The sequence below is a fragment of the Vibrio maritimus genome, from assembly GCF_021441885.1.
Classification (GTDB): domain Bacteria; phylum Pseudomonadota; class Gammaproteobacteria; order Enterobacterales; family Vibrionaceae; genus Vibrio; species Vibrio maritimus_B.
This window is the reverse complement of the sequence record NZ_CP090438.1, coordinates 424,467-436,174: the sequence shown is the minus strand read 5'-3', so window position 1 is coordinate 436,174 and position 11,708 is coordinate 424,467. Positions and strand designations below refer to the sequence as shown.

Here is an 11,708-nt window from a genome sequence, read left to right as displayed (position 1 = left end):
TTCTTTTGCCAAAAAAATGCCCGCTCAATTGAGCGGGCATTTTTCTATCTAAAACCAGATTAGAATTCGATGTTACGACCGAAGTTCATTGGCCAGTTAGTTGGGTTCTTCTTGCCTTCACGGATGTGGCGACATTCAGCTAGCCATGTCAGTAGTTCCCAACCGAATGCTGCTGTTAGTAGCGCATCTTTCTCATCAGAGTTCTTCTGAGGAGCAAATTCCGCGATATCTGCGCCCACTAGGTTGATACGCTTAGTCGCACGAAGCTTACGGAAGATGTCGTAGTACATGCGCGCAGAGACACCAAATGGATCTGGGCTTGAGTTTGCACTGTGGTCTAGAAGATCTAGGCCATCTAGGTCAAACGTTAGGTAAACCGGACGGCCGTCGCCTTGCTTCTCTAGGATTTGCTCAACGATGTAGTCGATGCCTAGGTCGTAGATTTCATCTGCTAGGAAGAAGTTACCACCAATCGCTTTCGCTTTGCCTTGCTGTGATGCACACCAGCGGCCACGCATACCAAGGCTGAAGCTGGTTGATGGATCCATTGCACCTTCTGATGCTAGACGGCAGTACCAGTTGCCTGAGTATGACTCGTAGTCAAAGTCTTTGCGAGTCAGTAGGTCAAAGTGACCATCGATGTGGATGAGCGATACCGGGCCGTGAACCTTCGCCAGTGCCGCTGGACCTGGGTAGGCTACTGTGTGGTCACCACCGAAGAAGAATGGCGTGATACCGTGGTTAACAACCATGTCATCTACCACTTCTTGCGCTGCACGCATTTCTTCGTCTAGGTTGAACTGACCTAGGCCATCCCAGTTTCCGTAGTCGATGATGTTACACAGTTCGAACGGCATAGTACCGTCTTGGTGAATCATGCCCATACCCGTTTTTGATGCTTCACGGATAGCAGCAGGACCGAACTTGTGGCCACCAGCGTTTGGTGAGCACTTATCCATAGTTAGGCCGTACATTGCGATATCAACGCCTTCAAAGCTGTTCACATATGGCGCACCAAATGCACCAACGTGCTGCTTACCTAGCAAGCTAAATGCTTCAACGCCCTGCTCAGCCATGCGTGCTTGCATAGGAGCAATGTCTTCGTTGATGTAGAAATCAGCATCTGACTTGTTCCAGTAGATGTCTTGGTATAGGTCTAGCTTTTCTTTCGCAATTTCAACACGTTTTGGCTTAAACATGGATAATTCCTCTCGTTATTGGACAAGCAAATCTGCTTTGCTTCTCAAGATACGCTCATTATAGTGGCTAAGCCCTGAGTTATTAATTACACTTCAGGACAGCAACATGATATTTCAGGACATTATTTGTGTACTCTTTAAACCGTCAGCACTTTTTGCAAGCCATTATCGGTCACTGGGAAGCAGTCGTGCGCCAATCTGTCGGCAGTGACTTCGATGCCCAGCAATTTTTACGTAAGGCTAATATTGTGCGCATCAATCTCGGCCACTATCACCCGATTGAGGTCTCACAGGTGCACCAACTGATGAGCAGTACGGTGAATCAACTCCATATTGACGGTCTAGGGCTTCGTATTGCTAAGCGATTGAAGCTGCAAGATATGGGGGCGTGGGGCTACGCTATGATCAACTGCCAAAATATCAAACAGCTGCTCGACACGGGTTTGCAGTTTTCATTTGTGACCAAAGACTATGTCGATATTCATATCGGCTACGATAGCGAATGGGCTTACATCACCATTGTTGATCGCTCTGATGGCCTCTCGCCGCAGCATTACAATGTCGAAGAATCGCTTTGCCACTATTACCTGGGTTTACAACAGTTTCTGGGAGAGCGATTTGATGCCTCCTTGATTCATGTCGATTTTGCCTATCCAGCCCCGAGCTACGCAGCGCTTTACAAAGAGGTGTTCTCACACAACCTAAGTTTTGATGCCAATCAGCATCAAGTGCGCTTCCCCGTAGATTGGATCCACCATGCGATTAGCTTGCAGCCCTCTTTGGTCACTCACATAGCCTCACTTCAAAGTCAGCAACTTGATGATGAATTGGACGCGCCGCTCAGTTACCAGATCCGCGTCAAGCTGTTATCTCAGTTGAAATACGGCCTGCCCAGTATGGAGGCGGTCGCCGAGGAAATGAACATGACGCCACGCACGCTGCGTCGCAAACTAGAAAAAGAAAACACCACGTTCAAGCATCTGGTTTTGGATACACGAATGCGTGTCGCCAAGGAGTTTTTGGTTAGCTCTGATCTATCGACCACCGAAATTGCCGACATGTTGAACTACCACTCTGCCCCGCCTTTTTTTCGAGCGTTTCAAGGCTACGTTGGCTGCAGTCCTAAGCAGTTTCGTGTGCAGAACAAACCACAATAAGCCCCGTCGCTCTCTTCCAAAGTTATTTACTCTATGGGTGACAAACAAAAAAGCCCAGTCCAAAGGACTGGGCATAAAAATCATGTGCGTATGATTTTCAAATTACTTACGGATAGTTTCCGCTGCGCGCTCAGCGCCAACTTTCGCTTCCCACTTCGCGTTTAGCTCTTCGATTGAAGTGCCAGAGCGTTTTAGGAAGTCTTTGAAACCGTCCCAGTGAGCGTCCATTACTTGGTGCTCATCAGTTGCAGTTGCAAGCGCTTTTAGACCCCACTCATCTGGGATGAATACTTCGTTGAAGCCAGCGCGTGGACGGTTTTCTTTGATCGCTTTAACGAACATGTCTGACTTACGCTTCACTTCTTCGATTGGACCGAAGTGGCTTGGGTCGATCACTAGGATGTAAGAACCGCCTACTGGACATGGTGCATCTTCCATAGTGAAGAAGTCACTTGGTACCGCTGGAAGCTCAGGAGCAATCTTACCTTTCGGGTTGATGATTGCTGTCATTACTTCGTTCCAGATGTTTAGCGAGTACAGACGTGGCGTTAGGAACGTCCATGGTGCTTTACAGTCAGCAACGCGGCCGTAACCTTCGATTAGCGAGCCCCACTTACGAGCGTCAGCCGTTAGCTCACCCGTGTCTTGGTCAACAAGTGCAGCAACGTGTAGGTCGCGGTCGTTAACGATAGCGTCGCAGATGTGAGAGTCGTAGCCTTCGCCGATCATGATAGACGTAACTAGTGGTAGTTCTTCACCGCCAACTAGAGCCGCATCGAACGGAGGGCAAGACATTGCTGGATCCATGCCGCCGAATGGAGCGTTTAGAGGTACAGAGTTGTTTGAAGACATCGCAAACATGCCTTCTTTCATTGCCATCTGTGTGTAGTTAGAGAAGTTGCCGCCGTCACAGTGATCGTAACCGAATACAATTGAGATACCGTGCTTGCGTGCTTTCTCGATAGCCGTTTGAGCCATCAGCGTACATACGTAGTGACCAGAAGACTTCTTACCGTTGTAAACAGCCCAAGTATCACCTTCAGACTCGATTTCTGGAGTCGTAGTCGTATCTAGGATGCCCGCTTCGTAAGGAATAGTTACCGCTTCGATTACACCCAGACCTTGGTGTAGTTTACCCTGTAGGCCACCTACAAGTAGGTTGTGCGCTAGGATATCAGCGTGAGCTTGAGAGGCACCGATGTGCTTCCAAGATTCAGAAACGATAAATGAGAAATACTCGTTGTTAAACGTCGTAGTAGGGCTGCTAACTTTAGCCATGGTAATGTCCTCTGTATAAGTAGGAATACGTTTTTATGAAAACTATAGCTACTTTAAACCATGAGACGAAATCCAGAAGTAACATACTGGATGCTGTTACTTAAACTGTTACTCGTTTTGACGACACATCTCCCGTTTTCGCTGGCCTAAAACCAAAAAAAGCCGCTCAAATGAGCGGCTTTCTATCAGTCAGTAAACATCAAGAATTAAGCTTGACCTTTAACTTCTTTAAGACCGTTGTAAGGTGCTTTTTCACCTAGAGCTTCTTCGATACGAATTAGCTGGTTGTACTTAGCAACACGGTCAGAACGGCTCATAGAACCAGTCTTGATTTGACCTGCAGCAGTACCTACCGCTAGGTCAGCGATAGTTGCATCTTCAGTTTCGCCAGAACGGTGAGAGATTACAGCTGTGTAACCTGCGTCTTTAGCCATCTTGATAGCAGCTAGAGTCTCAGTTAGAGAACCGATTTGGTTGAACTTGATAAGGATAGAGTTAGCTACGCCTTTCTCGATACCTTCAGCAAGGATCTTAGTGTTTGTAACGAATAGATCGTCACCTACTAGTTGAAGCTTGTCACCTAGTAGTTCAGTTTGGTGCTTGAAGCCATCCCAGTCAGACTCGTCTAGACCGTCTTCGATAGAAACGATTGGGAATTGGTTAGCAAGCTCAGCTAGGTAGTGGTTGAACTCTTCAGAAGTGAAAGTCTTACCTTCGCCTTTCATGTTGTAGATGCCAGCTTCTTTGTCGAAGAACTCAGATGCTGCACAGTCCATAGCTAGAGTTACGTCTTTACCTAGTTCGTAACCAGCAGCAGCAACAGCTTCTGCGATAACTTCTAGAGCTTCAGCGTTAGACTTAAGGTTAGGAGCGAAACCACCTTCGTCACCAACTGCAGTGCTGTAGCCTTTAGACTTAAGAACTTTAGCTAGGTTGTGGAATACTTCTGCACCGATACGTAGACCTTCTTTAAGAGTCTTAGCACCAACTGGTTGGATCATGAACTCTTGGATGTCAACGTTGTTGTCTGCGTGCTCACCACCGTTGATGATGTTCATCATTGGTAGAGGCATAGAGAACTGACCAGCAGTACCGTTTAGCTCAGCGATGTGCTCGAACAAAGGCATGCCTTTAGCCGCTGCAGCAGCTTTAGCGTTTGCTAGAGAAACAGCTAGGATAGCGTTCGCGCCGAACTTAGACTTGTTGTCAGTACCGTCTAGGTCGATCATTACTTGGTCAACGTCAGCTTGAGCTTTAGCGTCTTTACCAACTAGAGCTTCAGCGATTGCACCGTTCACAGCTTCAACAGCTTTAAGAACACCTTTACCTAGGAAACGTGCTTTGTCACCGTCACGTAGCTCAAGAGCTTCGCGAGAACCAGTAGATGCGCCAGATGGAGCCGCAGCCATACCTACGAAACCGCCTTCTAGGTGAACTTCAGCTTCAACAGTTGGGTTACCACGTGAGTCGATGATTTCACGACCTAGAACTTTAACGATCTTAGACATTAATGTTTCCTCTCATTAAATATAAATGTCAAATTTAGGGCAGCCGCACAACCTTCGCTGCCGCCCGTATCCTTTTTACTCTTCTTCAGTACCGCGCTGGTACTCACCTGCTGCCTTAACAAAGCCAGAGAACAGTGGGTGACCATCGCGTGGTGTTGAAGTGAATTCTGGGTGGAACTGCGCAGCGACAAACCATGGGTGTGCTGGGTTCTCGATCACTTCAACCAGTTTCTTGTCTGCTGACAGACCAGAAACTTTAAGACCTGCTTTTTCAATCTGAGGACGAAGTACGTTGTTCACTTCATAGCGGTGACGGTGACGCTCGTGGATCTTCGCGTTGCCGTAAAGTTCGAAAGCTTTTGTGCCTTTCTCAAGGTGACATAGCTGAGAACCTAGACGCATTGTACCGCCAAGGTCTGAGGTTTCAGTACGTTCTTCAACTTTACCTTCACCATCAACCCACTCTGTGATCAAGCCTACCACAGGGTATTTCGTCTCTTTGTTAAATTCTGTTGAATGTGCGCCTTCCATGCCCGCTACGTTACGAGCGTATTCGATAAGCGCCACTTGCATCCCTAGACAGATACCTAGGTAAGGTACTTTGTTCTCACGTGCGTATTGAGCTGCGCGGATCTTACCTTCTACACCACGATCGCCAAAGCCACCTGGTACAAGGATAGCGTCTAGACCTGCTAGTGCTTCTTCACCTTTGCTCTCAACATCTTGTGAGTCAACGTACTTGATCTTCACGTTCAGACGGTTCTTAAGACCTGCGTGCTTAAGCGCTTCGTTCACCGACTTGTACGCATCTGGAAGCTCAATGTACTTACCAACCATACCGATAACAACTTCACCCGTTGGGTTCGCTTCTTCGTAGATAACCTGTTCCCATTCAGATAGGTCAGCTTCTGGAGCGTTGATGCCAAAGCGAGTACAAACAAGATCGTCAAGACCTTGCGATTTGATAAGCTGAGGGATCTTGTAGATAGAGTCTACATCCTTCATTGAGATAACCGCTTTCTCTGATACGTTACAGAACAAAGCGATCTTCTTACGCTCGTTTGCAGGGATCATGCGATCGCTACGGCAAACAAGAATATCTGGTTGGATACCGATAGATAGAAGCTCTTTTACAGAGTGCTGCGTTGGCTTAGTTTTCACTTCGCCCGCTGCTGCTAGGTAAGGAACGAGAGTCAGGTGCATGAACATTGCACGCTCACGACCAAGCTCAACCGCTAGCTGACGGATTGCTTCCATAAATGGTAGAGATTCGATATCACCAACGGTGCCACCAACTTCAACGATCGCAACGTCATGGCCTTCAGAACCAGCGATTACACGATCTTTAATAGCGTTTGTGATGTGTGGGATAACCTGAATAGTCGCACCTAGGTAGTCACCACGACGCTCTTTACGTAGAACGTCAGCGTAAACACGACCAGCAGTAAAGTTGTTGCGTTTTGTCATCTTGGTACGGATGAAACGCTCGTAGTGACCAAGGTCAAGGTCAGTTTCAGCGCCATCTTCCGTGACGAACACTTCACCGTGCTGAGTTGGGCTCATTGTGCCTGGATCAACGTTGATGTAAGGGTCAAGCTTCATCATGGTCACTTTAAGACCACGTGCTTCTAAAATTGCTGCAAGAGATGCTGCTGCAATACCTTTACCTAGAGAGGATACTACCCCGCCAGTAACAAAAATATAATTTGTCGTCATGTTTAACCTGAAGTTGGTTGAATGAGGGAAAATGGATTTCTTCTGGACGGGATGCAAATATACCAGAAGCCCTTTACCGCCACAACGTGAAACTTATCACATTCAAAATTTTTATTTTTTGCTTCAAATCAATAGTAGAAACTTACACCAGCGAGAAGTGGTTCACAAATCCGAGCTGTTTTCTTGTTTTTTTACATCATTCCAAAACGCATCTAGCTCGTTAAGGCTAAAGTCTGTCAATAACTTACCTTCGCCCGCAACACGGGCTTCTACACCCTTAAATCGGCGTGTAAATTTGTCATTGGCTTTTCGCAGCGCCACTTCAGGATCTTTCTTCAAGTGACGAGAAAGGTTCACCGCGGCAAACAACAAATCGCCCACTTCTTCTTCCAGTTTGTCTTCGTTTACATCGACTTGTATCGCTTCTTCAACGACCTCTTCGATCTCTTCTTGAACCTTCTCAACCACAGGCCCAAGTGCATCCCAATCGAAGCCAAATTTTGCGCAACGTTTCTGTATTTTGTTGGCTTTAGAAAGTGCAGGAAGCGACTGTGGTATTGAGTCTAGAATACTTTGCGCGGTTTTGCCTAGTTGCGCTTTTTCCTTCTCTTTCTCTGCTTCCCAGTTGGCGTTGATCGCCGCTTCATCTTCAAACTCGACGTCAGAAAAAACGTGCGGATGACGGCGGGTAAGCTTCTCGTTAAGCCCTTCAACTACCTCATTAAAATCAAACAGCCCCTGCTCTTTCGCCATCTGGCTATAAAAGATGACTTGGAACAGCAAGTCGCCCAGCTCTTCTTTTAGATTCGGCCAATCTTTGTTGTGAATCGCATCCACCACCTCAAAGGTCTCTTCGATGGTGTGAGGAACGATGGTTTCGAAGGTTTGCTTTCTATCCCATGGGCAGCCTTTTTCTTCGTCGCGGAGCTGCGCCATGATGGTGAGGAGTTGGTCTATGGGTTGGGTCATGTTGGGTTCCTGGTTACGACAAGGGCGAGTGTGGTAGCACTCGCCCTTGGTTGTGTTTTTTGGTTTGTTAGGGGTTGGGAGCGCGTGGTTTTACCCCCTCTAGCTCCCCCTATATAGGGGGAGAACTACGGGCTAGCTCCTATCGTCGCATCGCCTTGTAGAATAGGCTACGCGAGAGCGAGCCTGAGACTCCTCCCCTTACTAAGGGGAGGCTGGGAGGGGTAAAATCCACCGAACCTAAAATAGTACGCCCAACTACCCCAACCGCTTCACATTCATCACATCTTTAATCTGCTCAATACGCTTAGTCACGCGCGACAACACCTCAATATTGTTCACTTCCAGATCAAAGTCCATGATAGACAATTGACGCTTGTAATCACTGCGACTCTTCATGCTAGTCACCTTAATCTTTTCGTTGGTTAGCAAGGTCGTGATGTCTTTCAGTAGACCGCCACGCTCCATCGCCTCAACACGAATCGTTAAGATGTATGAACCAACAAATCCGCTGCCCCATACCGTATCGATAATACGCTCTGGTGCGTGATGACTAAGCTCTTCAAGCTGCTCACAGTCAGCGCGGTGCACTGAGATACCGCGCCCTTGGGTGATATAGCCTTTGATCTGATCGCCTGGAATTGGCTGACAGCAGCGCGCTAAGTGAGTCATTAGGTTATCGACACCTTCCACCACCACCGCATCTTTATGCGGGCGGCTTTGGGCGGGTGCTTTATTCTCAGACTCTTGCAGCCTTTCTAGCGCTTGCTGATCTTCTTCTTCCGCCGTTGGCTTGTTCACCAAAGCGTTGATGTGGTTGATGATCTGATTGATACGCAGATCGCCACTGCCGATACCGACATACAGCTCGTCCGCCGAGTTTACGTTAAAGCGCTTCAAGGCATATTGCTCAGCATCTTTGAGTGTCGCGCCGATCTTAGCCAGCTCGGCCTCAAGGATCTCTCGACCCGCTTCTAAGTTTTTCTCACGGCTTTGCTTTCTAAACCAGGCGTTGATCTTGGCGCGAGCTCGGCCAGAGTGGACAAAGCCAAGTGATGGGTTCAACCAGTCACGAGATGGGTTTGGCTCTTTGGCCGTGATGATCTCAACCTGATCACCCATTGTCAGCTTGTGAGTAAACGGAACGATACGTCCTGCTACCTTAGCGCCAATACAGCGGTGTCCCACTTCAGAGTGAATGTGGTAAGCAAAATCAAGCGGAGTCGCGCCCATTGGTAGGTCGACCACATCACCACGCGGTGTAAAGGCATAAACGCGATCATCAAACACCTGACTGCGAAGCTCATCGAGCATCTCGCCAGAGTCAGACATCTCTTCTTGCCAATCGAGTAGCTTACGCAGCCAAGTAATCTTCTCATCGTAACCACTGCGACCACCACTGCCGCCTTCCTTGTACTTCCAGTGCGCGGCAACACCCAACTCTGAGTCTTCGTGCATCTGTTTGGTACGGATTTGGATTTCAATGGTTTTGCCTTCAGGCCCCAGAATCACGGTATGAATCGATTGGTAGCCATTTGGTTTAGGGTTAGCAACGTAATCGTCAAACTCGCTAGGTAAGTGCTTGTATTTGGTGTGTACCACACCTAGAGCGGCGTAACAGTCTTGCAAACGCTCAGCGATGATTCGCACCGCGCGCACGTCAAACAGCTCGTCAAAATCCAGACTCTTCTTCTGCATTTTGCGCCAGATGCTGTAGATATGCTTTGGACGACCACTGACTTCTGCAAGGATGCTCGAGGCTTGCATCTCACTGGTTAGATCGTCAACAAAGTCTTTGATGTATTGCTCACGGACGATGCGACGCTCAGAAAGCTGCTTGGCAATTTGTTTGTAGGTGTCTGGCTGCTGGTAACGGAAGGCGTAGTCTTCGATTTCCCATTTGAGCTGACCGATACCGAGGCGGTTGGCGAGTGGTGCGTAAATGTTGGCACACTCTTTCGCGGCTGCGCGGCGCACTTCATCTGGCTCATCTTTCACTTCACGCAGGTTACAGATACGCTCTGCAAGCTTAATCACCACGCAGCGGAAGTCATCCACCATGGCAAGCAGCATACGACGGACATTATCGACCTGACCCGAGGCTTCAGAGCCTTCAAGGGTAACGTTGAGCTGACCGATAGCGGCCATTTCTTCTACGCCATCGATCAGCTTGATGATTTCTTTGCCGTAGTTTTCTTCTAGCAGTTCACGATCATAAAGACCACTAGAGACCACGGGATACAATTGCGCCGCCACCAGCGTCGCTTTATCCATAGACAGGGTAATGAGGATTTCATTCATCTCTCTCCCGCGCCACAACAGCAATGCCCCTTGCTCACTATCGGCAACAATTTCCTCGCACTGACGATACACGTCTTTCAACCGTTTTGAGGTGTTCTTATCTTGCTTAAGTGATGCAATCCAATTATCCAAATTGAATTGCTCTTCTGGGTTCAAATGCGCGCTTCTTACCGCAACCATTTCTTTTTCTTCCTAGTTTATTGGTTCACTAACCTATCCAAGTTAGCGTTATTACTATGACATCTGCGCTATTTTTCAAACAACGCCATCGACTCAAGGTGACTGGTATGAGGGAACATATCCATCATACCTAATCGAGTCAATGTGTAGCCTTGTTCAAGTAGGCTTTGACTGTCTCTCGCAAGGGTAGCAGGATTGCAAGAAACATAAAGTACACGTGTCGCACCTAATGCGGAAACTTGGTCGATCACGCCGCTCGCACCCGCTCTTGCAGGATCTAACAAAATCTTATCAAACTGCTGCGATGCCCAAGGCTGCTGAGACAGCTCTTGTTCCAAATTCGCTTGATAAAATTCGACATTCGAAAGGCCATTTAGTTTCGCGTTATCCGCGGCCCAGTCGACCATATCTTGGACACCTTCAACACCAACCACGTGAGCACTGCGACTGGCTAGCGGCAGGGTAAAGTTACCCAACCCACAGAATAGGTCCAATACGCGATCCGTTTCTACTGGCGCGAGCCACTCTAGCGCTTGCGTCACCATACGCTCATTGATCGCTTGATTAACCTGAATAAAGTGGGAAGGCAAAAACGGTAGCTTAAAGCCAACCTCGGCGTAATAAGGCTGCTCTCCGACCACTCGATCTAATTGATTGGCCTCTGGCATCAAATAAAGCGTGATACCCATTTGCTCAGCAAACTCGATTAAACGGGTTTGGTCTTTCTCGCTCAGTGCTTTGGTGTGACGAATAACCACGACAGGTCCTGCCTCGCCAAGCACAAGTTCAAGGTGCCCTAAAATATTTGGCTGTTTAAAGCCATCAAAAATCTTACGTAACTCAGGAATCAATGCATTGAGCTTGTTATCGAGCACAGGGCAATGGTCGACATCGACGATCTGATTGCTCTGTTTGCGTCGAAAGCCCATCATCAGACCACGCTGCTTATCGACATGAATACTCAATCTCGCGCGGCGACGGTAGCCACGCCCTTCTCCCGTGATCGACGGTGATAACGCTAGAGTCTGCCCCGCAAACTTAGTCATCAACTGCGATAGCACACGCTCTTTGTGGGTGATTTGTTCTTCACGCTCTAAGTGCTGCTGATTGCAACCGCCGCACTCATAATAATGAGGGCAAAACGGTTCGACGCGCTGTTCAGATGGCGTTAAGACCTTGATGAGATTGGCTTTGGCAAACTTAGCTTTACTTTCCGTCAACTGCACCAACACCTTTTCATTCGCTAGGGCTCCCTCGACAAATACAGGCTTCTTGTTGATGTAACCAATACCTGCGCCGTGGTGATCCATGCGTTCAATCTGCACCTCTTGGTGCTTTTTGGAGAAAGAGGTTTTCTTTGTTGGTTTAAAAAAACGTGCCATGACCAGTTCCAAGGCAAAGCG

8 protein-coding genes are annotated in these 11,708 nt (G+C 48.0%); 1 reads left to right on the top strand and 7 read right to left on the bottom strand.

Features of this window, described 5'->3' with window-relative positions:
* Positions 1–59 precede the first annotated feature (59 nt).
* Complete coding sequence (locus LY387_RS02040; protein WP_234495143.1) at positions 60–1,199, bottom strand: arginase family protein; 1,140 nt, start codon at positions 1,197–1,199, stop codon at positions 60–62.
* Positions 1,200–1,327: 128 nt separating this feature from the next.
* On the opposite strand from LY387_RS02040, the gene LY387_RS02035 reads away from it, so the two are divergent.
* On the top strand, positions 1,328–2,356 hold the full coding sequence (locus LY387_RS02035) for a helix-turn-helix domain-containing protein (protein ID WP_234495142.1): 1,029 nt from the start codon (positions 1,328–1,330) through the stop codon (positions 2,354–2,356).
* 102 nt (positions 2,357–2,458) lie between these two features.
* Here LY387_RS02035 and LY387_RS02030 read toward each other — a convergent pair whose 3' ends face one another.
* From LY387_RS02030 to rlmD, 6 genes are all read right to left on the bottom strand, one after another.
* Positions 2,459–3,634, bottom strand: coding sequence for an Ldh family oxidoreductase (locus LY387_RS02030; RefSeq protein WP_234495141.1), 1,176 nt, complete (start codon positions 3,632–3,634; stop codon positions 2,459–2,461).
* Positions 3,635–3,840: 206 nt separating this feature from the next.
* Complete coding sequence (gene eno / locus LY387_RS02025; protein WP_112478546.1) at positions 3,841–5,142, bottom strand: phosphopyruvate hydratase; 1,302 nt, start codon at positions 5,140–5,142, stop codon at positions 3,841–3,843.
* 75 nt (positions 5,143–5,217) lie between these two features.
* Positions 5,218–6,858 carry a CTP synthase gene (locus LY387_RS02020; protein WP_128648964.1) on the bottom strand — a complete coding sequence of 547 codons (1,641 nt, stop codon included), beginning with the start codon at positions 6,856–6,858 and terminating at the stop codon, positions 5,218–5,220.
* Between the two features lie 162 nt (positions 6,859–7,020).
* Entirely contained in the window at positions 7,021–7,827 is an 807-nt protein-coding gene (mazG, locus tag LY387_RS02015; RefSeq protein WP_234495140.1) for a nucleoside triphosphate pyrophosphohydrolase, read from the bottom strand.
* A gap of 255 nt (positions 7,828–8,082) precedes the next feature.
* Entirely contained in the window at positions 8,083–10,305 is a 2,223-nt protein-coding gene (gene relA / locus LY387_RS02010; protein WP_234495139.1) for a GTP diphosphokinase, read from the bottom strand.
* A gap of 68 nt (positions 10,306–10,373) precedes the next feature.
* Positions 10,374–11,687 carry a 23S rRNA (uracil(1939)-C(5))-methyltransferase RlmD gene (gene rlmD, locus LY387_RS02005; protein WP_234495138.1) on the bottom strand — a complete coding sequence of 438 codons (1,314 nt, stop codon included), beginning with the start codon at positions 11,685–11,687 and terminating at the stop codon, positions 10,374–10,376.
* Positions 11,688–11,708: the final 21 nt, after the last annotated feature.

Bases quoted from the DNA above. Each gene is read 5' to 3' on its own strand.
- eno (WP_112478546.1), bottom strand. From the start codon at position 5,142: ATGTCTAAGATCGTTAAAGTTCTAGGTCGTGAAATCATCGACTCACGT.
- relA (WP_234495139.1), bottom strand. From the start codon at position 10,305: ATGGTTGCGGTAAGAAGCGCGCATTTGAACCCAGAAGAGCAATTCAAT.
- rlmD (WP_234495138.1), bottom strand. From the start codon at position 11,687: ATGGCACGTTTTTTTAAACCAACAAAGAAAACCTCTTTCTCCAAAAAG.
- LY387_RS02030 (WP_234495141.1), bottom strand. From the start codon at position 3,634: ATGGCTAAAGTTAGCAGCCCTACTACGACGTTTAACAACGAGTATTTC.
- mazG (WP_234495140.1), bottom strand. From the start codon at position 7,827: ATGACCCAACCCATAGACCAACTCCTCACCATCATGGCGCAGCTCCGC.
- LY387_RS02040 (WP_234495143.1), bottom strand. From the start codon at position 1,199: ATGTTTAAGCCAAAACGTGTTGAAATTGCGAAAGAAAAGCTAGACCTA.
- LY387_RS02020 (WP_128648964.1), bottom strand. From the start codon at position 6,858: ATGACGACAAATTATATTTTTGTTACTGGCGGGGTAGTATCCTCTCTA.